General features: G+C 38.0%; 19 protein-coding genes. 13 read left to right on the top strand and 6 right to left on the bottom strand.

Annotated features, from left to right (window positions below):
- Positions 1-7: 7 nt before the first annotated feature.
- The 3 genes from ACK2M2_RS10480 to ACK2M2_RS10490 form a co-directional block, all read right to left on the bottom strand.
- On the bottom strand, positions 8-1,633 hold the full coding sequence (locus ACK2M2_RS10480; protein WP_419348164.1) for an NAD+ synthase: 1,626 nt from the start codon (positions 1,631-1,633) through the stop codon (positions 8-10).
- Positions 1,634-2,051: 418 nt separating this feature from the next.
- The gene (locus ACK2M2_RS10485; RefSeq protein ID WP_409512080.1) at positions 2,052-2,564 is read right to left on the bottom strand and encodes a hypothetical protein; all 513 of its coding nucleotides are present in this window, start codon (positions 2,562-2,564) and stop codon (positions 2,052-2,054) included.
- A 78-nt stretch (positions 2,565-2,642) separates the two neighbouring features.
- Positions 2,643-3,470, bottom strand: a complete 828-nt coding sequence (locus ACK2M2_RS10490; RefSeq protein WP_419348166.1) for an alpha/beta fold hydrolase — start codon at positions 3,468-3,470, stop codon at positions 2,643-2,645.
- A 326-nt stretch (positions 3,471-3,796) separates the two neighbouring features.
- Between ACK2M2_RS10490 and ACK2M2_RS10495 the strand changes: the two genes are divergently transcribed.
- The 4 genes from ACK2M2_RS10495 to ACK2M2_RS10510 all read left to right on the top strand — a co-directional run bounded on the left by ACK2M2_RS10495 (position 3,797) and on the right by ACK2M2_RS10510 (position 8,862).
- Positions 3,797-4,756 carry a metal-dependent hydrolase gene (locus tag ACK2M2_RS10495; RefSeq protein ID WP_419348169.1) on the top strand — a complete coding sequence of 320 codons (960 nt, stop codon included), beginning with the start codon at positions 3,797-3,799 and terminating at the stop codon, positions 4,754-4,756.
- Positions 4,757-5,245: 489 nt separating this feature from the next.
- Positions 5,246-6,202 carry a metal-dependent hydrolase gene (locus tag ACK2M2_RS10500; RefSeq protein WP_419348172.1) on the top strand — a complete coding sequence of 319 codons (957 nt, stop codon included), beginning with the start codon at positions 5,246-5,248 and terminating at the stop codon, positions 6,200-6,202.
- Positions 6,203-6,229: 27 nt separating this feature from the next.
- Positions 6,230-7,075 carry an SDR family NAD(P)-dependent oxidoreductase gene (locus ACK2M2_RS10505; RefSeq protein WP_419348175.1) on the top strand — a complete coding sequence of 282 codons (846 nt, stop codon included), beginning with the start codon at positions 6,230-6,232 and terminating at the stop codon, positions 7,073-7,075.
- Between the two features lie 92 nt (positions 7,076-7,167).
- Positions 7,168-8,862: a flavin-containing monooxygenase gene (locus tag ACK2M2_RS10510; RefSeq protein ID WP_419348178.1), complete on the top strand. Its 1,695-nt coding sequence runs from the start codon at positions 7,168-7,170 to the stop codon at positions 8,860-8,862.
- Between the two features lie 64 nt (positions 8,863-8,926).
- On the opposite strand, the gene ACK2M2_RS10515 is transcribed toward ACK2M2_RS10510, so the two are convergent.
- A complete protein-coding gene (locus ACK2M2_RS10515; RefSeq protein WP_419348180.1) occupies positions 8,927-9,535 on the bottom strand; it encodes a DUF2306 domain-containing protein in 609 nt (202 codons plus the stop codon).
- Positions 9,536-9,701: 166 nt separating this feature from the next.
- Between ACK2M2_RS10515 and ACK2M2_RS10520 the strand changes: the two genes are divergently transcribed.
- Entirely contained in the window at positions 9,702-10,340 is a 639-nt protein-coding gene (locus ACK2M2_RS10520; RefSeq protein WP_419348223.1) for a YARHG domain-containing protein, read from the top strand.
- Between the two features lie 51 nt (positions 10,341-10,391).
- Positions 10,392-11,042, top strand: coding sequence for a hypothetical protein (locus ACK2M2_RS10525; RefSeq protein ID WP_419348183.1), 651 nt, complete (start codon positions 10,392-10,394; stop codon positions 11,040-11,042).
- Positions 11,043-11,119: 77 nt separating this feature from the next.
- Here the strand turns inward: ACK2M2_RS10525 and ACK2M2_RS10530 are convergent, their stop codons facing one another.
- Together ACK2M2_RS10530 and gltA are read right to left on the bottom strand one after the other, a co-directional pair.
- The gene (locus ACK2M2_RS10530; RefSeq protein WP_419348186.1) at positions 11,120-12,922 is read right to left on the bottom strand and encodes an aminopeptidase P family protein; all 1,803 of its coding nucleotides are present in this window, start codon (positions 12,920-12,922) and stop codon (positions 11,120-11,122) included.
- Between the two features lie 97 nt (positions 12,923-13,019).
- On the bottom strand, positions 13,020-14,294 hold the full coding sequence (gene gltA / locus ACK2M2_RS10535) for a citrate synthase (RefSeq protein WP_409512089.1): 1,275 nt from the start codon (positions 14,292-14,294) through the stop codon (positions 13,020-13,022).
- Positions 14,295-15,382: 1,088 nt separating this feature from the next.
- Between gltA and sdhC the strand changes: the two genes are divergently transcribed.
- The 7 genes from sdhC (at position 15,383) to lpdA (ending at position 24,923) form a co-directional block, all read left to right on the top strand.
- The gene (gene sdhC, locus ACK2M2_RS10540) at positions 15,383-15,772 is read left to right on the top strand and encodes a succinate dehydrogenase, cytochrome b556 subunit (RefSeq protein ID WP_409512090.1); all 390 of its coding nucleotides are present in this window, start codon (positions 15,383-15,385) and stop codon (positions 15,770-15,772) included.
- Entirely contained in the window at positions 15,772-16,137 is a 366-nt protein-coding gene (gene sdhD, locus ACK2M2_RS10545; RefSeq protein ID WP_409512091.1) for a succinate dehydrogenase, hydrophobic membrane anchor protein, read from the top strand. The genes sdhC and sdhD overlap by 1 nt, the downstream gene beginning before the upstream one ends.
- 12 nt (positions 16,138-16,149) lie before the next feature.
- A complete protein-coding gene (gene sdhA / locus ACK2M2_RS10550) occupies positions 16,150-18,048 on the top strand; it encodes a succinate dehydrogenase flavoprotein subunit (protein ID WP_409512092.1) in 1,899 nt (632 codons plus the stop codon).
- Between the two features lie 14 nt (positions 18,049-18,062).
- Positions 18,063-18,773, top strand: a complete 711-nt coding sequence (locus ACK2M2_RS10555) for a succinate dehydrogenase iron-sulfur subunit (RefSeq protein WP_409512093.1) — start codon at positions 18,063-18,065, stop codon at positions 18,771-18,773.
- A gap of 565 nt (positions 18,774-19,338) precedes the next feature.
- Complete coding sequence (locus tag ACK2M2_RS10560; RefSeq protein WP_409512094.1) at positions 19,339-22,176, top strand: 2-oxoglutarate dehydrogenase E1 component; 2,838 nt, start codon at positions 19,339-19,341, stop codon at positions 22,174-22,176.
- Positions 22,176-23,390: a 2-oxoglutarate dehydrogenase complex dihydrolipoyllysine-residue succinyltransferase gene (odhB, locus tag ACK2M2_RS10565; RefSeq protein ID WP_409512095.1), complete on the top strand. Its 1,215-nt coding sequence runs from the start codon at positions 22,176-22,178 to the stop codon at positions 23,388-23,390. The genes ACK2M2_RS10560 and odhB overlap by 1 nt, the downstream gene beginning before the upstream one ends.
- Before the next feature lie 99 nt (positions 23,391-23,489).
- Complete coding sequence (lpdA, locus tag ACK2M2_RS10570; RefSeq protein ID WP_409512096.1) at positions 23,490-24,923, top strand: dihydrolipoyl dehydrogenase; 1,434 nt, start codon at positions 23,490-23,492, stop codon at positions 24,921-24,923.
- Positions 24,924-24,935 lie beyond the last annotated feature (12 nt).

Raw genomic sequence — 24,935 nt, forward strand, 5'->3', positions numbered from 1 at the left:
ATAGACTTTATACTCCAGCTTTCCAACCATTGACGATTGGGTAGCGACGTTCACGGCTAAATGCGCGTGAAGTAATACGTGGACCAATTGCACCTTGGCGACGTTTATGTTCGTTGCGATCAACAAGAAGAATGACTTTCTCAACGACATCTTTGTCAAAACCTTTGGCAATGATGTCGTCTTGGCTTTGATCTTCTTCAATGTATGCATACAAAATTGCATCGAGTACATCGTAAGCAGGTAGAGAATCTTGATCTTTTTGATCAGGACGTAGTTCTGCAGATGGTGGGCGAGTAATCACACGCTCAGGAATGACAATAGTATCACCGACAGTATTACGGTATTTTGCCAATTCAAAAACAATGGTTTTATACACATCTTTGAGAACTGCAAAACCACCAACCATATCGCCATACAATGTGCAATACCCGACAGCCAATTCAGATTTATTGCCTGTAGATAGAACTAAATTACCAAATTTATTTGATAAGCCCATCAATAATGTACCGCGAGCACGTGCTTGAAGATTTTCTTCAGTTGCATCGGCAGGTGAATTACCAAAGAATGGGAACAGCGTTTGCATAAAGCTATTTACGATAGGATGAATTTCCGCAATACCAAATGTCACACCCATACGTTTTGCTTGCTCAGTGGCATCTTCTACGCTAATTTGTGAGGTATAGGTATAAGGCATCATCACGGCTTGTACTTTGTCTGCACCAATCGCATCAACAGCAATGGCTAAGGTCAAAGCAGAGTCAATACCCCCTGATAGACCTAAGATTACACCAGGGAAGCCTGAGCGTTGAACATAATCACGTGTTGCTATCACAAGGCTTTGGTAGATTTCTGCCATAGTACCAAGTACAGGAACTGCTTCAGAAAGTTTGTAGGCTTTGTTTTCAATTTGATATTCAGCAATGCTTAAACTTTCTTGGAAACTTGGCGCTCGTAGTGCAACATCACCTGAATTGTTGATGACAAAACTTGTGCCGTCAAAAATTAGATCATCTTGACCGCCAACTTGGTTGGTATAAACCAAGTGCAAGTTAAGTTGCTTGGCTAATTCTTGTAATGTATCAATACGATGTTGTGGTTTACCAACTTCATAAGGAGAAGCGTTGAGTACCAATACTGTTTCAACATTGAGTTGTGCAAGTTGTTGTGCTGTTTGTAGTGACCAAACATCTTCACAAATCAGTACACCAAATTTGTGCCCAAGGTATTCAAAGACAAGGTGTTGATGACCTTCTGTGAAATAACGTTTTTCATCAAAAACGCTATAGTTTGGTAAGTTTTGTTTATTATAAACACCCAAAACTTGTCCATCTTTCATCACAGCGGCAGCATTATGGCGTTGACCATCTTCGGTTTGATTGACAAAACCAAAAACCATCACAATATCTTTTACTGTGGCAAGTTGTTCAAAGGCTTGCTGAGTTCGTTTGTGTAAACTTGGGCGAAGCAGAAGATCCTCTGCGGGGTACCCAAGAACTGATAATTCAGGAAAAACAATCAGTTCAGCATTTTGTGCTTTTGCCGCATTGGCTTGTTCAATCATGCGTTGAACATTAGATTCGATATTGCCGATATACGGTGAAAATTGCGCTAGAGCAACTTTAAAGCTTTTCATTTACAGTTAGTCCTATTCCAATAGGGTTTATACACAATTTGATGATATTTATGGAAATTATTTTTTCAACAATGTGTATTTAGATACAAAAAAATATTAAAATGTGCAATAAGTAATCAAGAAAATAATCAGTAAATCTTTATTTTCTTGCGAGGTAAAAATTACAGACCTTGACTATTCTAACGAAAATAAAAACAGATGCTATCAGTAACTTGCAAGTAATCTGCTAGAAACCAATATATCACTGAATTTATAATATTTTTATATTTATAAATAAAGATTTTTTGTAGAAAAATGCTAAATTTTATTCAGTGATGTTTGAAAATAGAACATTTATGTAAGTGTTAGTTTTTTTACGGGCTTGATGGTCTTTTACGCGAGTTTGTTAGATGAATTGAGGTAATGAATATTTGTGCATTTAGACCACAGATGAATTTGATGTCTTGGTTGATAAAATGATGTTATCAATACGTTTAAGGAAAATATCTCGAGCAATATCACCTTGTTGTTCAATATTATAAGCGGAGTAAGGTTTATTTGTTTTTAACTGATATTTATATGGATTGTATTTCCCAAGGCTTAAATACAGCGCCGATTGAAGTATTGCACCTTTGAACAGAACATTAATTTTTTGTTGGTGTTGGTAGATATGTGCCATTTCATGGATAAACAGTGCTTGATCAATTAAAGGCTGTGTTGAAAAATCGTCGCAATAGTCAGGATCTTTGAGATAAATCCAACCGTCAGGTGCCATACACATCCCAACAGGTTGCCATGGTAGGTATGGGTGATTCATCACAATTACTTGATCGTAATCAATTAAATTTGCAAATACACTTTGGCAAATTTGAATTTCGCCAAGCGTGAGTTTACGCCATTTAAAATTTTCTAAATTAAGCCATTTCATGTAACGAAGAACAAAGTTCAACATGGTTATTGTCAAAGTGTACAAGAGATTCATTTATTATAGAGAAACTGTCCGTTTTAGACAGTCTCTGAAATGCAATTTCTAAACCTGCTCATTTGCTGTGTGATTGAGTTGCGTAAAATCAGTCAATTTTTCTAGGAATTGAGTAACTACAGCTAACACTTCTTCAGGTTTTTCTTTATGTGGCATGTGATGGGTATTTTCCATGATATATAACTGTGAGGGAGCGGGACTATTTTTAATATATTGTTGTGGTTGGTTGAGAGAACCATATTCATCAAGTTCACCGTGAATGACGAGCATTGGACATTGTATTTTTTGTAAATATTCATCTAATGTCCAATGTTTAAATGCTTCAGATAGCCATGTTTCAGTCCAAGCATCTAAAACCCATTGTGCTTTTTCACCATGATATTTTTTTAAGCGATCTAATTGTCCATCTTGTTTAAATATTTCCTTAGCTTCACGAATGCCTGAAAGTGTGAGCTCTTCGACCATAGATTGTGCAGACATGGTGATTAATGCTTTGCAACGTTCTTGATAATAGGCTGCACAACAACTTGCCATACCACCACCGACACTATGCCCCATGATCATAAAATTTTGAATATTTAATTGTTGTAAAATTTCAGCAAAAGCCTCAGTCGCTTCAGTAGAAACAAAGTCTACTGCTAAGGTATTGGTGTGGATTGAAGACTGTCCAAAACCTAATCGATCATAAGCAATTACTTTTTGTTCAGTAACCTTTGCCAGTTCTTCAGGAAAATCTCGCCAAAGTTGTACTGAACCTAGTGAATCATGGAGCAGGATAATGGGTATATCACTTTTAAATCGCTCAGGTTGCCATACTTTTACATAAAGTTTTGCATTGATTGTATTTAGGTCGATCCATGATTCACTTATTTGCATTTTTATCTCTATTTTATCGTTTAAAACGTCTGAATCACCATAACGATTATTTAAAGTACTATTCAAGTAATGTAGCGTGAAAATCATTGTTCTCATGGGTCACATACAAAAGACTATTGTTTTTTAATATGATTTTAAAAAGACTTATTTGTTAGACAAACTAAAAAAGGCATTTATTGCTAATCAATTGACCTAAATTGCTAAAGGTATTTCAGACGAGATGTTTTAGTTTTGTGGGGAATGAAACATGGTTTTTCTGAAAGTGTGAGTTTTGGCATTAGCGCAATCAAGTATCCATGACCTATCGAAAATAAAGAGAATCTCCTATGTTGTTAGTCAAACCAGTCAAAAAAGTATTCGCAAAAATATTTCCAACAGTGATTCCAGATTTAAAAGATCGCATGGCGGATATTCCCATTCGCCACTTTAATTTCAATTTTAAATCCGAAGAAATTGATGTTAAATTTTTCATGCAAAAGGAGTGGGCGACAGCGTATTTTGCAGCATTGTCGATATTTTTGACCTATGGTGAAGAGTTGGTTATTGAAACTGCACGTCATCATCGTGATCAGATTAAAGACCCTGTGCTTAAACAACGTCTAACTAGCTTAATTGGTCAAGAAGCGATTCATTCAAAAGTTCATGATGAATTTAATGATGCCTTAATTCCACGCAATATGCCTGTGCGATTGTATCGATTTTTGGCAGAGCAAGTATTTAATTACGGGCTTCTGAAATTTCCACAACCACTCAAATTGTCTATGATGGCAGGTATTGAACATTTCACTGCTGTATTTGCGGAATATGCCATGAATAACGAGGAAATATTTACAAACTCGCTTGATGATAAACAGCGTGGTTTATGGATGTGGCATATGCTTGAAGAGTCTGAACATAAAGATATCGCATACGATACTTATCAAGTACTTTCAGCAAACTACCCATTACGTGTAGCAGGCTTTTTTATTGCATTAATTGTATTGGGTGTAGGTGTAGGGGCGGGTGCATTATTCCTTCCATTTTTACGCCATCCATTAAATACTGTCAGCCCAAGTTTTTGGAAAGAAGCTAAAGGGAGTTGGGATTTATTATTCGGTTTAAAAAATGGGGTTTTTGGAAGTAGCTTAGGACATATATTTGATTATTTACGTCTAGATTTCCATCCTAACGATCATGATACAACTACACTATTGGAGCATTACAAAAAAGAATTGCTAGATCCTGAAACAGGGACTTTAACTCCTTTTTTTGTGAAAGAGTTTACTCCACCAATACGTTTATCCTAAATTGACTTAAGTGATGATAAAGCCCAAATATAAAATTTGGGCTTTATCATTTAGGGATACTGAAAACCATTTATATGCATTTTTGTATTAGGTAGATTTGATTATTTTGCCAAAATACTGAGGCTGTAATTATAGTCATGTTTGTATCAAAAAAAGTCATTCAGATTATCTTGGTCGCTAAATGACGAATACATTTGAGCTAATTTCATGGAATGTCAATTCAGCAAACTTTTTAATATTAGCTGTATTTAAATTTATCAAATGAGGTCAATTATTGTTATTAAGAGCAAGTAAGAAGACGATTGTCTAACAGTTTGGTTGAATAGGCATAAATTGCTAATGTATTGACCTAAATTGCTAATGGTATTTCATAAACCTTAGCTTATTTTTATTATAACAAAGTAGATTTTTTACTCAAAAGGCGATCTATTTGGCTGCATTAAAATAGTGAAATGGATTTCCAAATTCAACAAATAAAGAGTATTTGCCATGTTATTTACTAAGCCTATTAAGAAAGCTGTTACTAAAGCTTTTGCTGCAGCACCTTTTAGTTTGGACAAACAATCGCCGATTATTCCAATCCGCCATATGAAGTTTGATTTTGATCCAAAATTGCTTGATCCAAAATTTTATATGAATGCTGAGTTGGCAAGTGCATATTTTGCATCATTGTCTATTTTTTTAACGCGTGGCGAGGACTTGGTCATTGATACAGCACGTTATCACCGTGACTTCATTACCGACCCATTGTTAAAACAACGTGTGACTTCACTGATTGGTCAAGAAGCGATTCATTCCAAAATGCATGAAGAGTTAAATGACGCTTTTTTAGAGCTTGATTTGCCTGTGAAATTATTTCGTTTTCTAGCAGGTTATGTGTTTGAGTATGGCTTTGAGCGTTTACCACAACCGATGAAATTATCGCTTATGGCAGCGATTGAGCATTTTACAGCGGTACTTGCTGAATACATGATGAATCATGAAGAAATATTCTTTCGTTCACAAGATGAAAAGCAACGTGCGATTTGGATGTGGCATATGTTAGAAGAATCTGAGCATAAAGATATTGCTTTTGATGTTTATCAAACTTTGTCAAATAACTATGCATTACGTATTGCTGGATTCTTTCCTGCCTTAATTACAATTTTAATGCTGATTTCTGCCGCATCTATTTTAGTGCCGTTTTATCGTAAACCATCAAATTTGGTCAGTCTAAAATATTGGAAAGAAATTCCATATAACTTCCGTCTGATTTTTGGTTTAAAAGATGGTGTATATGGCAGTACATTGGGGCATATTTTTGATTATTTACGTCCTGATTTTCACCCAAATGATCATGATACAAGTGAATTTTTGGCATATTACAAAGAGAAATTATTGAACCCTGAAACAGGTGTTCTTACGCCATATATGACGAAAGAATTTTATCCTGCACTACGTTCTTAAAATAAAAAAGATGGATGATTAGAAGATATGGGTATTTTTTCAAAAAAGCGTTTACCAAGTCAAAATGCGTATGCTGTTGTAACGGGTGCAGGTAGTGGAATTGGTCGTAGTTTTGCATTAGAACTTGCAAAACGTGGTGGAAGCGTTGTTTGTTCAGACATTAACTTGGATGCTGCGAAAGAAACAGTCAGTTTGATTACGTCACAAACTTCTGGAAAGGCATTTGCTGTGCAATGTGATGTGACTGATAAAGCTCAAGTTCAAGCTTTATCTGAGCACGCCGAAGAGTTATTGAAACATTCCGTTAGTTTAATTATTAACAATGCGGGAGTTGGCTTGGGTGGTAAGTTTGATGAAGTTTCTCTTGAAGATTGGCAATGGTGTGTAAACATCAATCTTTGGGGTGTTATTTATGGTTGTCACTACTTTGTACCAAAGTTTAAAAAGCAAGGTTATGGTGCAATTATTAACGTTGCTTCGGCAGCAGGTTATACCGCTGCGCCTGAAATGACGGCTTATAATGTGACCAAATCTAGTGTATTGGCGCTGTCCGAAACACTGTCTGCGGAACTGCGTAAAGATAAAATTAGTGTCAATGTACTTTGTCCAACACTTGTACCAACCAATATTATGAAAAATGGTCGCCTACCAAAGCAGTATGCAGGTTTAGCAGATGATTTACTAATGAATCATGCTTTTACAACGAGTGATCAAGTTGTAATTAAAACCTTGAATAATTTGGATGCAGGCAAGCTTTACACCATTCCACAACCTGATGCAAAACTGTTCTGGCTGTTGAAACGTGCTTCGCCAAGTTTGTATGCAAAAGCATTGGGTGTGGGATATCCTGTGTTTAATAAGTATTTTAAATAAGACATTGAATAATGGCACGAATATTTAAATAACGTCATTATTTAAAACAACCACAAAAGTATTTTGTACGAATAGAATATGAGTAAAAAAGCATGAGCAATGAAGCGACACAAGATGTATTGTTGGCAGAGAACACGACAGATAAACCAAAACCAACACGGAAAAAGACCATAGAAAAAGCGACTGAAGCTGTCGTAGCAAAATCAGAAGTAAAAGTTGAGCCAAAAGCTGAAAAGTCAGTAGAAGCGATAGCGAAAACTGTACAAAAAGCTGAAACGACACAAAAATCTGAAGTTACAACTGAAAAAGTACCTGTGACTAAAACTGAAAAACCTGTTCATGTGTATGACACCATTGTTATTGGTGCAGGGATTTCGGGTATTGCTGCTGCCTATAAAATGAATCAGGCAGAGTATCACGATTATATTGTGCTGGAAAAAGCAAGTCGCGTTGGTGGTACATGGCGTGATAATAATTATCCAGGATGTGGCTGTGATGTTCCTTCTGCGGTTTATTCATTTTCTTTTTCACCAAGCCACAAGTGGAGCCACTTATTTGCCAAGCAACCTGAAATTTTAGATTATTTAGAAGAGGTCGTAGCGAAATTTAATTTGGATGGAAAAATCGAATTTAATAATGAGTTGCTAAGTGCAAAGTGGGATAAAGCCAATCACATTTGGAATCTAGAAACCTCAAAAGGTCTATATCAAGCAAAAACTGTCGTGTTTACGACAGGTCCAATTACAGAACCATCGATGCCAAAAATTAAAGGTATTGAGTCCTTTAAGGGGGAAATGTTCCATTCTGCGCGCTGGAATCATGACGCTGACCTGAAGGGCAAGCGTATTGCTGTGATTGGTACGGGTGCATCTGCAATTCAGTTTATTCCTCAAGTTCAGCCTTTGGCAAAAGAATTAATTGTATTTCAACGTACTGCTCCTTGGGTGTTGCCAAAAGCAGATATGGACTTGAGTGACAAAGCGAAAGGTTTAATTGGAAAATATCCTGTTATTCAGGAAACATGGCGTAAAAGTATTGTCCAAATTTTAAATGGTGTTAACTTTGGCTTGCGTAATCCGAAAATATTAAAACCGATTAATGTGTTGAGTCGTCAGTTGTTACGTTTGCAAATTAAAGATGCAAAATTACGTAAAGACGTTACGCCGAATTTTGATATTGGTTGTAAGCGTCTATTATTCGCAAATAATTATTACCCAACTTTGCAACAAGACAATGTAAAACTTGTGCCACATGGTTTAGTTGAAATAGATGGCAATACCGTCATTTCTGCCAATGGTGAATGCCATGAAGTCGATGTGATTATTCTTGGAACTGGTTTTGAGGTGTCACATCCACCCATTGGTAAGCGTGTTTATGATGCCGATGGCAAAGTCCTTGCAGACCGTTGGAAAGATACTTCACCTGAGGCATTTTTAGGAGCAAGTCTTGAAAATGTACCTAATGCCTTTTTGGTATTGGGTCCAAATATTTTGGTTTATGATTCATTTATTGGTATTGCAGAAGCACAAATTGATTACATTGTCAGTGGTTTACTGAAAATGCGTGATCAGAAAATCAAACGTTTTGACATTAAAAAAGATGTCATTACAATGCATAATATTAAAGTACAAAAGCATTTGAAGACTACAGTATTTAATGCGGGTGGTTGCAAGTCTTATTATTTAGATCAGAATGGTCGTAACTTTGCTGCTTGGCCATGGTCTTTGCAAGAGTTGAAAAATCAACTGAAAGATCTAGATTTAAATAAATACAATGTTGCGTCTTAATATTTGAATGCTATAACTCAACAGTCGAAATTGATGTATAAAAACCTGAATTTATTTGGGTTTTTTATTGGCTGATATTTGGTGTTGAATGGCGCATTTTTGAATGGTGCAGTTTCCAAATAATAATTTCTGCAAGACATAAATTAATTACCCAACCTAGCCATGATTCAAGCTGGTAAATGTGAATCGGTGTTAGCCATTCAAAATAGGGTTGCAGTTCATAGAGAAGCATTTTCCATGATCTTAAACTTAAGGCTGAAAGACTTAACGCAAAGCTACGGATCATCCAATCACGGTGTAAAATCCATTTTTCTTTCAATGCAAAATAGAGTGCCGATACGGTTGAAATTCCCCACAAAACACTGAGTAAAACAAAACTAATTTGTGTGCTTAAACCGCCTGCTGCTGAAAGAGCAAGGATAAATCCACTAGGTAGGGCAAAAGCTAAAATAGTGATGATATAAAGCCAACCACTGCTACGATGTAGTCTAGGAAATTTAGTTCGAAAAATACGGAAAAATTGTGTAAATCCTGCAATCAAGATAAAACTACTGGTGATAACATGGATTTTAAATGCAAATTGCCAAGGTTGAGTATTGACCACATCCTGTTTTAATAAAAGAAAATTTTGATCATCTTGCCACGGAAAGTATTGTAGACAGATCATTGCCATGAGATAACACAGATAAATATAGAGCAATAAAATCACAATTGTGAAATAAAACTTGGCTATTTTTATTGTTATTTTAAACATAGTCTTTAGGTTTTATCATTTATTAATGAGATCATTACAGGAAATTATAATGAAGAAAAAATATCAAATCTATGCTTTATCTTGTATGACCTTGTTGTTTTCGGGTATGGCGACTGCTGAGGATATTAAGCAGTTTCAGCGCTCTTGGACAGGTTTATACGATGAGCGAAAAATATCTGTTTTTATTCAGTCTATTGATCAAAAACAAGTGAAAGGTTATAGCTTGCTTGGTGCAAATAAACAAAATTTTAGTGGTGCAGTCAAGGCAACGCCAAAAGGTTATAAAGTCACAGCAGTTGAAAGTGGCGCTAAAAATAGTAGTGGTACTTTTATTTTTACATTAAACAATCAGCAACCAAATTTGATTGATGTCAGTTGGGAGTCTGCGACAGGACAAGTGAAGCCAAAATATTTTGATTTAAAGCCACAACAATGTCGTTATCAAAAAAATGAAGGGGATTATCCTGAAGCATCTCAACGATTATTGAAAGATGCTGATTTACAGATGTCACCTGAGGCTTTGGACTACATGCGAAATGAAATCTATGCCCGTCATGGTTATTCTTTTACCAATAAAGAATGGGCGCAGTCTTTTGCACATTTAGAATGGTATATGCCCTGTAGTACCAATGTTGATGCTCAATTGACGAGTATTGAAAAGACCAATATTGATCGTATAAAGAAAATTCAACCGTATATGTCAAAAATGGAGTGGGGTCGTTAAGTCTTTTATCATTGACTTAACGTAGATTTAACTCAAAATTGAGCATGTAGAATGAAAATTTTATCTAAATTATTAATGTTAAGTGTTTTATTTACATTTTCTATTTCAAGCGGTTTTGCTTCTGTGCCTAAAGTTCAAGAGATTATTGATCAATTGATCAATTTAGATGATTCACAGGCGACACCTGCAAAAGCTATTTTGATTGATCATACACAAGCTATAACTTTACGTTCAGGTGAGCATGCTTATTTGTCAGGAGTTTCTTTTGAAAATGCAGGACGCAATTTTTGGGCAGGCTATATTTTAACAAGACCGACATTAAAACAGTCAAAAATTTTGACTGATTTCGGTGGACAATCGAATACCTTTAAAGTCTATTCCGCATTGAGTCAAACCCAACCTGTGCAATTGGTTGAAATAGAATCGGCAGGTTCAGGGCAAGGTATATTGAGTAGTACTTTGGATTTGGTTTATTTTGATGGATGGAATGCAAAAGTAATTGCTACAGTAAATTCTAATGATGATCCCGGTCGTTATAACGAACAACTCGGTGAGGAGGATTGTCGAACGGGTGAAATTATTGAAGGAAAAATTGATGTTTCATTGGTGCGTAAAGAAGTAATTAAGACTGTTCAATCATCCAATGCATGTAAAAATGCTAAAAAGACAACGAAGATCGAAAAAATTAAGATTTTGATGTAATCGTTTTATAGATATTTGATCCATAAAAAGCACTTCATTTTATAGCGAAGTGCTTTTTATGTTTTATAGGGACGGCATTAAATCGCTTGAGTATTTTCAATTAACCAATAAAGCACTTTACCTTGTAGATGAGGAGCTAATCGTTCACGAACAGTTTGATGATATTCATTCAACCAAGTTATCTCGCTTTCAGTCATCAACTCTAAAGCAATACAGCTTTGATTGATCGGGCAAAGGGTCAAAGTTTCAAATTCTAAAAATTCTCCATAGGTTGAGTTTGTAAACTTTTTAGCTTGATTGACCACTAAGTTTTCAATTCGGATACCATATTTTCCTTCGTGATATAAGCCTGGCTCATTGGATGTGATCATACCTTCACGCATTTTTGTTTGTGGTAGGGTGGGTGCATAGTATGAAATAACTTGTGGTCCTTCATGTACATTCAGAGCAAAGCCGACACCGTGACCTGTTCCATGACGATAATCAAGTCCATATTTCCATAAGGTTTGGCGTGTAATGGCATCAAGTAAAGGTGAAGCTATACCTTCAGGGAATACCGTTTGTGCAAGTGCAATATGGCATTTTAAAACAAGGGTATAATCACGTTTTTGCTCGGTGCTTGGCGTACCAATTGGAATAACTCGGGTAATATCTGTTGTCCCATCATGATATTGCGCACCTGAATCAATGAGTAATAAACCATCACCTTGAATTTGACTATAACTGTCTTTAGTCGCACGGTAGTGTGGCAAAGCACCATTGGCATTGAAGCCTGCAATGGTTGAAAAACTTAAACCGATAAAACCAACTTGTTCTGCACGAAAGGCAGTAATTTTTTCATCAATGATCAGTTCATTGATGGGTTGATTTTGTGTGAAAGCGGTTTCTAACCAATAAAAAAAATGACTCAGCGCAACGCCATCTTTAGTCATAGCATTGCGAATGTGTGTAATTTCAGTAGCATGTTTGCGTGATTTAAATAAAGTACTAGGATTGATATCCTGCACAAGCTGATTATTTTTTTGAATGCTTTGTGTATGTAAAATAGATACTTTCGCAGGATCAATTAAGACATGTTGTTGTGAAAGTTGGCTTAAAAAAAATTCGGTCTGTGTATAAGGTAAAACTGTAATTTGATCTTGTGTTAAAAGTTGGTGTAGTTCCTTGGAGAGTTTTATATCATCAATAAAAAGAACCGTACGTGATGTATCTATAAATAAATGTGCAAGAAAAACAGGATTATATTCTACATCTTGTCCACGACAGTTGAGAATCCACGCAATATCATCAAGTGCTGAAATGAAGTGCGCTGATGCATTTTTTGTATTTAATGTTGAGCGAATGAGCGATAGTTTTTCTAAACGTGTTTGTGCATTTAAGCCATTCGCCATTTGCCAAACTACCTCTTGGGGTAAAGCAGGTCGGTCTGTCCAAATTTCATTGATGATGTCAAAAGGGGTTTGAATTGTAAATTGGTGTTGTTGAGCAATTTGATTGAGTGCTTCAAATTGTTGTACAGAAAGCGTTTGTCCATTGACTGAAATCGTGGCATGTAGAGGCAGGTTTTGAGCGAGCCAAGCTAGATGTGTCGATGTTGGCTCAGTGGTTTGTTTTTGTAAAACAAAACCTGTATTTTCAAGTTGTTGCTCTGCTTGCACCCAATAACGACCATCGACCCAAAGCCCTGCAAAATCTTGCGTGACCACCACTATGCCTACCGAGCCAGTGAAACCTGTGAGCCACAGTCGAACTTGCCAATACTCAGGTAAATACTCGGACATGTGCGGATCTGCACTCATGGCAATAAAGGCGTCAAGATCGTGCTGTTGCATCTGTGTTCTTAAGTCATTCAAACGTTGTTGAGCAATCATCGGATTCATGGTTTTACACTTAATTGTATTTAAATTATATTTTTAACTTAGCATAAAAAAACCACCCAAAAGGGTGGTTTCTTGTTCAGTCTAAACGCGTAACGAATTAACGTTGGATATCGCGTTGAGTTTCACCCGTATAAAGCTGACGAGGACGACCGATTTTGTAAGCTGTGCTATGCATTTCTAACCAATGGCTGATCCAACCAACAGTACGTGCAAGCGCGAAGATTACAGTAAACATTGCAGTCGGGATACCAATCGCTTTAAGGATGATACCTGAGTAGAAGTCTACGTTAGGGTATAAATTACGTTTAATGAAGTATTCGTCAGAAAGTGCAATGCGTTCAAGTTCCATAGCAAGTTCAAGCTGTGGATCGTTGATACCAAGTGCAGTTAGCACTTCGTCACAAGTTTCTTTCATTACTTTCGCACGTGGATCGAAGTTTTTATAAACTCGGTGACCGAAGCCCATAAGTTTAACTTCTTTAGTTTTTACTTTTTCCATGAAGTCAGCAACGTTTTCTTTCGTGCCGATTTCATCAAGCATTTTAAGAACAGCTTCGTTCGCGCCACCATGAGCAGGTCCCCAAAGTGCAGCAATACCCGCAGCGATACATGCATATGGGTTAGCGCCAGTAGAACCAGCTAAACGTACTGTAGACGTCGATGCATTTTGTTCGTGGTCAGCATGAAGTGTAAAGATACGATCCATTGCTTTAGCAAGAATAGGGTCAACTTTGTAATCGCGATCTGCTGGAGTAGCAAACATCATATACAAGAAGTTTTCTGCGTAGCTTAAGTCGTTACGTGGGTAAACAAACGGTTGACCGATTGTATATTTGTAAGTCCAAGCAGCTAGCGTAGGAATCTTAGCAACCAAGCGGATTGCAGTGATTTCACGGTGATCAACATTTTCAACGTCAAAACCGTTGTGATAGAACGCAGATAATGCACCAACAACACCACACATCACCGCCATTGGGTGAGCATCACGACGGAAACCATTGAAGAAACGGCTAACTTGGTCGTGAACCATAGTGTGGTTACGTACTTTAGCGTCAAATTCAACTTTTTGTTCAGCAGTAGGAAGTTCGCCATTTAAAAGTAAATAGCAAGTTTCTAAATAGTCTGCTTGAGTCGCCAACTGAGCAATCGGGTAGCCACGGTGTAAAAGAACACCTGCGTTGCCATCGATGAATGTGATTTTAGATTCACATGCAGCTGTCGCCATAAAACCAGGATCAAAAGTAAAGTGACCTGCGGCCAACACATCTTTAACGTCGATTACATCTGGGCCCAATGTACCACTGTAAATTGGTAATTCAATTGCTTTGCCATCAAGTTGTAATACGGCTTTTTTGCCAGTTGCTTCAGACATTCAATAGATCTCCTGTCCTGGTGAATGTTTTATCCAATCTGTTTATCATTTTCTAATGCACAGACTGAATGGATCAAAAATTGCTATAAGCTTAGTGAGTACTGAAATTTTGTCAATTATACTTATGGATGAAAAGTAACGATCGCACAGAGGCTTAGTTAAAAAAATCGAAGTAAATTGGATTCAGCATTTTCGCTTCGGTCAGTATAATAAGGTAAATTGAACAAGAGGTGCAGAAAAATAATTACAATAGCGCATAGCTAAATGACAGTTTTTACCAATACTACAGCTTAATTGTAAAATTTTATTGGAAAATAAAAACAGCTAAAACTATATATATTTCATTGCTTACCAATATTATGTAATGACAACAGAATGAAAAATAATCATCCAAGATATTGAAATATTTGTTTTCATTTTAATGCCTATTTGATTAAAAAATAGCAATAATAATTAAAATATTGATTAAAAATAAAACAATAGGTGCGCAAGAAAGAGAGTCCTTAGTATAAATAAAGTACTTGATCTTACAAATTTAGTTGTGAATTAGATCAATAATTTTTGCTAAGTGTTTCATTCTAAAATAAAGACTAAAGTTAAATAATGTAAAATTGATATTCGTTATTTTAAAATAAAATAATGGTGCTATGTAGTTAAAGAAAATAGTTGCATTTGTTTTAAGCAGTAGAAGCTATATTGATAAGCAATATTCATATTTAAAATATTGATGGACAATCATGTCCGTTATGTTGTGCTTTAGTCTAAATTTAATGCATATTATTTCAAATATTAAATTGATTATTTTATTTCGTGTAATTTGATATAAATTAATAAAAAACAAATAAATAGAGTTGTGTTAAGAATATGATTATAATGTTTGAAAGAGTCGAATGTTGTAAATGATTCTTATTTGATGATTTTTTCACTGAAATGCTAAAGAGCATTGTTTGTATTTTGATAATTCAAGTCTTATAATTCAGTGTCGTTTAAAAGTTCAGGCAAGATCATTTGTCTGACAATATGCTAGCTTTCCTTCGAATTAATTCCAACAAACTCCGGATGGAGTTTTTACTTACAGGATGCCCGCTGTGAAAAGCAACAGACCTGTCAATTTGTCCATGGGTCAAGTTTTAGACGTAAACTTAAAATCCCCTGTGGCTATTGCATCAATTCTACACCGTCTTTCAGGTGTTATCGTATTTTTACTCGTACCGGTACTTTTGTGGCTATTAGACAAGTCTTTGTCTTCTCCAGAAGGTTTTGCGCAAGTTCAGGCAATCTTTGGTGGCTTCATTGTGCGTTTCATCGTATGGGTGTTTGTAGCCGGTTTACTATTCCATTTCATTATGGGTATTAAACACTTGTTTGCTGATCTTGGTTTTGCAGAAGAACTAGAGAGCGGTCGCTTGGCAGCTACTATCGCATTAATCTTGGCTGTGATCGCTGTTATCGCATCATTTGTATGGATTGTTCTCTAATGAAAAGTGCTACAGGTTTAACGGGTTCAGGCTCTCGTGACTGGTATATCCAGCGCGTAAGTGCTGTTGTACTTGCTGTTTATACTGTTGTGATTTTAGGTTGGGTCCTATGCAATAGTGGTTTCGGCTATGAACAGTGGCATGGCTTTATGATGACGACGCCAATGAAGATTTTATCTTTATTGTCAGTCTTATCTCTTGTTGCGCATGCTTGGATTGGTATGTGGCAAGTATTCACTGATTATGTAACGACTCGTTCAATGGGTCCTTCAGCATCAGGCTTACGCCTTGTACTTACTACAGCAGTGATTCTTGCTGTATTTGCATACGCAATTTGGGCGATCCAGATTTTTTGGGCGAATTGATAGGAAATAATCATGGGCGCTATAACCCCTAAAGAAGATTACACAAATATTCCACATGAAACTTTCGATGCAGTCATCGTAGGTGGTGGTGGTTCGGGTATGCGTGCTTCTTACCAACTTGCTCAAGCTGGTTTGAAAGTTGCTGTACTGACTAAAGTATTCCCAACACGTTCTCATACTGTGGCAGCACAGGGTGGTATTGGTGCATCTCTTGGTAATATGCAAGAAGATAATTGGCACTACCATTTCTATGACACGGTTAAAGGTTCAGATTGGTTAGGCGACCAAGACGCGATCGAGTTCATGACGCGTGAAGCACCTCAAGTTGTTTATGAACTTGAACACATGGGTATGCCATTTGACCGTAATGCTGATGGTACAATTTATCAGCGTCCTTTCGGTGGTCATGCTGCTAACTATGGTGAAAAGCCAGTTCCGCGTGCATGTGCTGCTGCTGACCGTACAGGTCACGCACTTCTTCATACGCTTTATCAAAGCAACGTGAAAATGGGTACACAATTCTTCGTAGAATGGATCGCTCTTGATCTTATTCGTAACGAAGCAGGCGATGTGCTTGGCGTAACGGCAATCGATCAAGAAACGGGTAAAATTGCAGTATTCCAAGGTAAAGCAACATTGTTTGCAACTGGTGGCGCGGGTCGTGTTTACCGTGCATCAACCAATGCGTATATCAATACGGGTGATGGTCTTGGTATGGCCGCTCGTGCAGGTATTCCATTACAAGATATGGAATTCTGGCAGTTCCACCCAACAGGTGTGGCAGGTTCAGGCGTATTGTTGACAGAAGGCTGTCGTGGCGAAGGTGCAATTCTTCGTAACAAAGATGGCGAACCGTTTATGGAACGCTATGCACCTACGTTAAAAGATTTGGCACCACGTGACTTCGTATCTCGTTCAATGGACCAAGAAATCAAAGAAGGTCGTGGTTGTGGTCCTAAAGGTGATTATATCTTACTTGATATGACTCACTTGGGTGCTGATACGATTATGAAACGTCTTCCATCTGTATTTGAGATTGGTAAGAAATTCGCAAACGTAGATATTACGAAAGTGGCTATTCCTGTGGTACCAACAATCCATTATCAAATGGGTGGTATTCCAACGAATATTCATGGTCAGGTTGTGCTTCCTGAAGGTGCTGAAACTCAAGCATTTGATGCAAATTACAATAAAGAAACAGGCGTGTATTCACACAATGGTGGCGAACGTAACTTCGTTAAACCTGTAAAAGGTTTCTATGCAATTGGTGAATGTTCTTGTGTATCTGTACATGGTGCAAACCGTTTAGGTACAAACTCACTCCTTGATTTGGTTGTATTTGGTAAAGCTGCTGGTGAACACATCATCGATTACGTGACTAAACACCACGGTGATGAATACACACCACTGCCAACAACTGTTCTTGAGAACACTATGAAACGTATTGCTCATCTTGATGACTCTACTTCAGGTGAAAATGCACAAGAAGTTGCTGATGCAATTCGTGATATCGTTCAAGATCATGCAGGTGTATTCCGTACTCAAGCATTACTTGACGAGGGTGTGAAGCAAATTCTTGCGATCGAACCTCGTGTACGTAACATTCACTTAAAAGACAAATCTAAAGTATTCAATACTGCACGTATTGAAGCATTAGAAGTTGAAAATATTTACGAAGTGGCGAAAGCAACGTTGATTTCAGCTGCTGCTCGTAAAGAATGTCGTGGTGCACATACGGTTGTAGATTACGAATTGTCTCCAGATCATGCAGATTATCCATATGGTCGCCGTGATGATGAGTGGATGAAGCATACATTGTGGTTCTCTTCTGATAATCATTTAGAGTACAAGCCTGTACGCTATAAGCCATTAAAAGTTGATCCAATTCCACCTAAACCACGTACATTCTAATTGGGAGAAATAAGATGAGTAGAGGTACACGTACATTCGAAATCTACCGCTATGATCCTGATAAGGATAAAGCACCGTACATGCAAACTTTTAAACTTGAATTGACTGATAAGCACCGTATGTTGCTTGATGCACTTCTTGCATTAAAAGTGGAAGACGAATCTTTGACTTTCCGTCGTTCATGCCGTGAAGGAATCTGTGGTTCTGATGGTGTAAATATTAACGGTAAAAATGGTCTTGCTTGTTTAGTGAACTTAAACGATTTACCGGAAAAAATCGTGATTCGTCCACTTCCAGGTTTGCCAGTGGTTAAAGATTTAGTTGTGGATATGAATCAGTTCTACGATCAGTATGACAAAATTCAACCATTCCTAATCAATAATCAACCTGCGCCACCTAAAGAGCGTTTGCAGTCTCCAGAAGATCGTGAGCATTTAGATGGTTTGTATGAATGTATTCTTTGTGCATGTTGTTCAACATCATGTCCATCATTCTGGTGGAATCCTGATAAATTCTTAGGTCCGTCTGCATTGTTAAATGCATACCGTTTTATTATCGATTCACGTGATACAGCAACTCAAGATCGTTTATCTCGTCTTGACGACCCGTTCTCGTTGTTCCGTTGTAAAGGTATTATGAACTGTGTATCAGTTTGCCCTAAAGGTCTAAACCCAACAAAAGCGATCGGTCACATCCGTAGCATGTTGCTTGATCAAGCAGGTTAATATCTGAGAAGGGGCGCACGCCGAAAAGGTGTGCGCCCCTTTTTTTATATGTAATTTTATTGGTTTTTTCAAGATCAGACTTGAAAGTTGAAGAAATGACGTCATATGCTAAACTATATTTTGGTACATGTATTTCGCTGTGTTATAGGTGGTATGTGTCAAAAAAATCAATTCAACATGGAGTTCATGTTAGCATTTAACAAATTGCTCTATTTATCAAAATCGAACGGGAAAAATGTACATTTTATCAACACATAAAGTCATTTGAAGCGTTTATAAATAGTTTTAAAGTTGTTTTAGAAAAGTTAAATCGATGATTTTATTTTTCTAAGCCGATTTGCAAAAAAAATTGCTCGATTTAATCGAGTATGGAAAATGAGTGATGATGCCAATGAAGGCGTTATGATTCATTGAATGCATTGAAAAGTTTCAATGCATAAAATTCTTTTTGATGATTGAAATCAAAAAGGGTGAATGTCAATTTACCAATTTGGCATGATCAATCATGGGTGTGCTTAAGAAGAGCATCCTGTAATGTTTTTGCAATAGGAAAATGGGTCCACAAATGCAAGAAGTTGCTGACGCATTGCGTCTTGACACTGAACTTTCAGCTGATAGTGCAGCGTATATTGAAGAGCTTTACGAACAATATCTAGCTTCTCCAACATCTGTTGGTGATGACTGGAGAGAATACTTTGATAAATTTCCAAAAGGTGATCAGCCTCACGGAAATATCCGTGAACAGTTCTTATTATTAGGTCGAAATTCAAATCGTGTTCAACCTGTTGTTCAGAGCGAAGTCAGTACTGAACATGAACGTCGTCAGATTGGTGTTTTGCAACTTATTGCGGCTTATCGTAACCGTGGGCATCAAAAAGCAAAACTTGATCCATTAGGTCTTGCGAAACGTGAAGATGTACCTGATCTTGATCTTGCAACACACGGTTTAACTAAATCTGATCTTGATACTGTATTTAATGCAGGTAATCTTGCGATTGGTAAAGCTGAAGCAACGTTAGGTGAAATGGTTAACGCAATGGAGGCAACATATTGTGCTTCTGTTGGTGTTGAGTATATGCATATTGTTGATACTAAAGAAAAACGTTGGATTCAGCAGCGCTTAGAAAGTGCACGTGGTCAATTTGGTTTTTCAGCAGATCAGAAAAAGCATGTACTTGAACGTTTGACTGCTGCTGAAGGTCTTGAAAAATTCCTTGGTAATAAATACGTTGGTGCAAAACGCTTTGGTGTGGAAGGTGGTGAATCTTTCATTCCTATGGTGAATGAACTAATTCAACGTGCAGGTTCTGTAGGTTGTAAAGAAGTTGTGATTGGGATGCCACACCGTGGTCGTCTAAACCTTCTTGTTAATATTATGGGTAAAAACCCAGCAGATCTTTTTGGTGAATTTGAAGGTAAATCAATTCATAAAAAAGGTTCTGGTGACGTTAAGTACCATCAAGGTTTCTCATCTAACGTGATGACTCCAGGTGGCGAAGTTCACTTGGCATTGGCATTTAATCCATCGCATCTTGAAATCGTTGGACCTGTTGTAGAAGGTTCGGTACGCGCACGTCAAGTACGTCGTAAAGATATTGGTGGTGATGACGTATTGCCAGTCATCGTTCATGGTGATGCAGCATTTGCAGGTCAAGGCGTAAACCAAGAAACATTCCAGATGTCACAGACTCGTGGTTACACAGTCGGTGGTACAGTTCATATTGTTGTGAACAACCAAGTTGGTTTTACAACATCTGATCCACGTGATGCACGCTCTACAGAATACTGTACTGACATTGCAAAAATGATTCAGGCGCCAATTTTCCATGTGAATGGTGATGATCCTGAATCTGTATTGTTTGTTGCTCAACTTGCACATGATTTCCGTCATACATTCCGTAAAGACGTTGTGATTGACATGTTCTGCTACCGTCGTCGTGGTCACAACGAAGCTGATGAACCTGCTGCAACACAGCCAATGATGTATCAAGTCATCAGTAAAAAAGCGACTACACGTACATTATATGCAGACCAATTGGTTCAGCAAAATGTACTTGATCGTGCTGCTGCTGATGCAATGGTTGAGCAATACCGTGAAGACCTTGAAGCAGGTCGTCATGTTGCCAATGCACTTGTTCTTGAACCAAACGAAAAAATGTTTGTCGATTGGACACCATATTTGGGTCATGAATATACAGACAAATGGGATACAACATTCCCAATCGAACGCTTAAAAGAACTTGGTCGTAAAATGCGTGAGTTGCCTGAAGGCTTCGTGATGCAACGTCAGGTTTCTAAAGTAATTGATGATCGTCTGAAAATGCAGACAGGCGAAATGCCATTAAACTGGGGTGCTGCAGAAGTTTTAGCTTATGCATCAATTCTTGATGATGGTTACTTGGTTCGTTTAACAGGTGAAGACGTAGGTCGTGGTACATTCTCACACCGTCATGCGAAACTTCATAACCAAGCAGATGGTTCAGTTTATATTCCATTATGTAACTTGAAAGAAAACCAACCACGTACTGCAATTTATGACTCCTTGTTGTCAGAAATGGCAGTATTGGCATTTGAATATGGTTATGCGACTACATTGCCAAAAAGCTTGGTAATTTGGGAAGCTCAGTTCGGTGACTTTGCAAACTGTGCACAGGTTGTGATCGATCAGTTCATTTCATCAGGTGAAACGAAGTGGGAACGTGTGTGTGGTTTAACACTTCTTCTTCCACATGGTTTTGAAGGTCAAGGTCCAGAGCATTCATCTGCACGTCTTGAGCGTTTCCTTCAGTTGTGTGCTGAAGAAAACATGCAAGTGATCACGCCGACTACACCTGCACAGATTTATCATGCAATGCGTCGTCAAGCACTTCGTCCAATTCGTAAACCAATGATCGTGACTTCACCGAAGTCATTGCTTCGTCACAAGCTTGCGACATCAACTTTAGATGAACTTGCAAATGGTACATTCCAAACTGTGATTGATGAAGTGGATCAAATCAATAAAGCAGACGTAACTCGTCTTGTACTTTGTGGTGGAAAGGTTTATTACGATTTACTTGAAAAACGTCGTGAGCAAAATCTTAACATTGCAATTGTACGTGTTGAACAATTGTACCCGTACCCAGAACAACGTCTTGCGGAAGTTCTTGAATCTTATCCAAACATCAAAGAGTTGGTATGGTGTCAAGAAGAGCCGAAGAATCAAGGCGCATGGTTATTCATTGCTCCTCGTTTATATGAAGGCGTAATGGCTTCTGGTCAACATATTAAAATTAGCTATGCAGGTCGTGAAGCTTCTGCTGCACCTGCATGTGGCTCACCTTACTTGCATGCAAAACAACAAGCTCAGCTGGTACAAGACGCATTAGCGATCGTAGCTGATCAATCAGGAGAATCTAAATAATGGCAACCGAAATTAAAGCACCGGTATTTCCAGAATCAGTTGCTGACGGAACAATTGCAACTTGGCACAAACAACCGGGTGAAGCTGTTGCACGTGACGAAGTGATCTGCGATATCGAAACAGATAAAGTTGTTTTGGAAGTTGTTGCTCCTGCTGACGGTACAATCTCTGTCATTATTAAAAATGAAGGCGATACTGTTTTATCAAGCGAAGTGATTGCTCAATTTGAAGAAGGTGCTGTTTCTGGCGCAGCTGCAACTGAAGCAGTTCAATCTGAAGCGCAAGTTGAACAAGCTGCTGCTGTAACAGAGGCGGGTGCAGCACCTGTGGTTGAGCGTACTCAAGTTGCTGATCAAGCACCTGCTGTACGTAAAGCATTGTCTGAAACAGGTATTGCTGCATCTGATGTTGATGGTACTGGTCGTGGTGGTCGTATCACGAAAGAAGATGTTGCAAATCATCAAACTAAACCAGCAGCTGTTGCTGCAACACCATTAAGTGTTGCTGTAGGCGAACGTATCGAAAAACGTGTTCCTATGACTCGTCTTCGTAAACGTGTTGCTGAACGTCTTCTTGCTGCTACGCAAAACACAGCAATGTTGACAACGTTCAACGAAGTGAACATGAAACCTATCATGGACATGCGTGCGCAGTTTAAAGATGCATTTGAGAAGCGTCATGGTGCGCGTCTTGGCTTCATGTCATTCTTCGTTAAAGCTGCAACTGAAGCACTTAAGCGTTACCCAGCTGTAAACGCTTCAATTGATGGTGAAGATATCGTTTATCACGGTTTCTATGACATCGGTGTGGCTGTTTCTTCTGAGCGTGGCTTGGTTGTTCCTGTACTTCGTGATACTGATCGCATGAACTATGCTGAAGTTGAAAACGGTATCCGTGCATATGCTGCTAAAGCACGTGACGGTAAGTTAGGCATCGAAGATATGACTGGTGGTACATTCACCATCACTAATGGTGGTACTTTCGGTTCATTGCTTTCAACACCTATTTTAAACACGCCACAAACTGCGATTTTGGGTATGCATAAAATCCAAGAACGTCCAATGGCTGTAAATGGTCAAGTTGAAATTTTGCCAATGATGTACTTGGCATTGTCTTATGATCACCGTTTAATCGATGGTAAAGAAGCTGTAGGTTTCCTTGTAGCAATCAAAGAATTGTTAGAAGAGCCTGCTCGTCTTATCCTTGATCTTTAATTTATTCAGCATAAATCTCCCCTAACCCCTCTTTATCAAAGAGGGGAATCTGCCCCCTTTATCAGAGGGGGATTTAAGGGGGATTGTTTGGAGATACAAATGTCTCAATTTGATTTAGTTGTAATTGGTGGTGGACCAGGTGGTTATGAAGCAGCCATTCGTGCGGCTCAGCTTGGTTTTAAAGTTGCGTGTATTGAAAAACGTGTACATAAAGGTAAGCCATCTTTAGGTGGTACATGCTTAAACGTGGGTTGTATTCCGTCTAAAGCATTGCTTGATTCTTCTCACCGTTATGAAGATACAGTTCATCACCTTGATGATCATGGTATTACAACAGGTGAAGTGAAGTTTGATCTTGCAAAAATCATTGCACGTAAAGATAAAGTTGTAGATCAATTGACTGGTGGTGTTGCTCAATTACTTAAAGGTAATGGGATTGAGTGGCTACAAGGTACGGGTAAATTACTTGCAGGTAAAAAAGTAGAATTCACTCCACTTGATGAAGGTGCTGTACAAGTTCTAGAACCTAAGTATGTAATTCTTGCATCAGGTTCGATTCCTGTAAATATTCCTGTAGCTTCAGTTGATGAAGATTTAATTGTTGATTCTACGGGTGCTTTAGAGTTCCTTGAAGTACCTAAACGCCTTGGTGTGATTGGTGCAGGTGTAATTGGTCTTGAACTTGGTTCGGTATGGCGTCGTCTTGGTTCTGAAGTTGTTGTATTTGAAGCAACAGATTCATTCTTGCCAATGGCTGACAAAGCACTTGCAAAAGAATATCAAAAAATCTTGACTAAACAAGGTCTTGATATTCGTTTGAATGCAAAAGTTGCAGGTACTGAAATTAACGGTCGTGAAGTGACTGTTCAATTTAACCATGCAGGCGAAGACAAAACTCAAACTTTCGATAAATTGATTGTTTGTGTGGGTCGTAAAGCTTATGCAGAAGGTTTATTGGCTGCAGATTCTGGCATTAAATTGACTGAACGTGGTTTAGTTGATGTGAATGATCAATGCTTAACATCTGTTGAAGGTGTTTATGCGATTGGTGACTTGGTACGTGGTCCAATGCTTGCGCATAAAGCAATGGAAGAAGGCGTAATGGCGGTTGAGCGTATTCACGGTCATGCTGCGCAAGTGAACTATGACACAATCATTTCAGTGATCTATACACATCCTGAAGCGGCTTGGGTTGGTTTGACAGAAGAGCAAGCAAAAGAAAAAGGTCATACTGTTAAAACAGGTCAATTCCCATTTGCGGTGAATGGTCGTGCTTTAGCTGCTGGTGAATCTGCTGGTTTTGTAAAATTCGTTGCAGATGAACAGACTGACCGTCTTTTAGGTATGCATGTGATTGGTCCTGGTGCTTCTGATATCGTTCACCAAGGAATGATCGCACTTGAGTTTGTATCTTCTGTAGAAGACTTACAATTAATGACATTTGGTCATCCGACGTATTCTGAAGTGGTTCACGAAGCGGCTCTAGCTGTTGATGGTCGTGCAATTCATGCTATTCAGCGTAAGCGTAAATAAGATAAAAAGAGA

Origin of the sequence: Acinetobacter sp. TY1 (assembly GCF_048551395.1) — a bacterium.
In the GTDB taxonomy this organism is placed as follows: domain Bacteria; phylum Pseudomonadota; class Gammaproteobacteria; order Pseudomonadales; family Moraxellaceae; genus Acinetobacter.

Bases quoted from the DNA above. Each gene is read 5' to 3' on its own strand.
- ACK2M2_RS10480 (WP_419348164.1), bottom strand. From the start codon at position 1,633: ATGAAAAGCTTTAAAGTTGCTCTAGCGCAATTTTCACCGTATATCGGC.
- ACK2M2_RS10485 (WP_409512080.1), bottom strand. From the start codon at position 2,564: ATGTTGAACTTTGTTCTTCGTTACATGAAATGGCTTAATTTAGAAAAT.
- ACK2M2_RS10490 (WP_419348166.1), bottom strand. From the start codon at position 3,470: ATGCAAATAAGTGAATCATGGATCGACCTAAATACAATCAATGCAAAA.
- ACK2M2_RS10495 (WP_419348169.1), top strand. From the start codon at position 3,797: ATGTTGTTAGTCAAACCAGTCAAAAAAGTATTCGCAAAAATATTTCCA.
- ACK2M2_RS10500 (WP_419348172.1), top strand. From the start codon at position 5,246: ATGTTATTTACTAAGCCTATTAAGAAAGCTGTTACTAAAGCTTTTGCT.
- ACK2M2_RS10505 (WP_419348175.1), top strand. From the start codon at position 6,230: ATGGGTATTTTTTCAAAAAAGCGTTTACCAAGTCAAAATGCGTATGCT.
- ACK2M2_RS10510 (WP_419348178.1), top strand. From the start codon at position 7,168: ATGAGCAATGAAGCGACACAAGATGTATTGTTGGCAGAGAACACGACA.
- ACK2M2_RS10515 (WP_419348180.1), bottom strand. From the start codon at position 9,535: ATGGCAATGATCTGTCTACAATACTTTCCGTGGCAAGATGATCAAAAT.
- ACK2M2_RS10520 (WP_419348223.1), top strand. From the start codon at position 9,702: ATGACCTTGTTGTTTTCGGGTATGGCGACTGCTGAGGATATTAAGCAG.
- ACK2M2_RS10525 (WP_419348183.1), top strand. From the start codon at position 10,392: ATGAAAATTTTATCTAAATTATTAATGTTAAGTGTTTTATTTACATTT.
- ACK2M2_RS10530 (WP_419348186.1), bottom strand. From the start codon at position 12,922: ATGAATCCGATGATTGCTCAACAACGTTTGAATGACTTAAGAACACAG.
- gltA (WP_409512089.1), bottom strand. From the start codon at position 14,294: ATGTCTGAAGCAACTGGCAAAAAAGCCGTATTACAACTTGATGGCAAA.
- sdhD (WP_409512091.1), top strand. From the start codon at position 15,772: ATGAAAAGTGCTACAGGTTTAACGGGTTCAGGCTCTCGTGACTGGTAT.
- sdhA (WP_409512092.1), top strand. From the start codon at position 16,150: ATGGGCGCTATAACCCCTAAAGAAGATTACACAAATATTCCACATGAA.
- ACK2M2_RS10555 (WP_409512093.1), top strand. From the start codon at position 18,063: ATGAGTAGAGGTACACGTACATTCGAAATCTACCGCTATGATCCTGAT.
- ACK2M2_RS10560 (WP_409512094.1), top strand. From the start codon at position 19,339: ATGCAAGAAGTTGCTGACGCATTGCGTCTTGACACTGAACTTTCAGCT.
- odhB (WP_409512095.1), top strand. From the start codon at position 22,176: ATGGCAACCGAAATTAAAGCACCGGTATTTCCAGAATCAGTTGCTGAC.
- lpdA (WP_409512096.1), top strand. From the start codon at position 23,490: ATGTCTCAATTTGATTTAGTTGTAATTGGTGGTGGACCAGGTGGTTAT.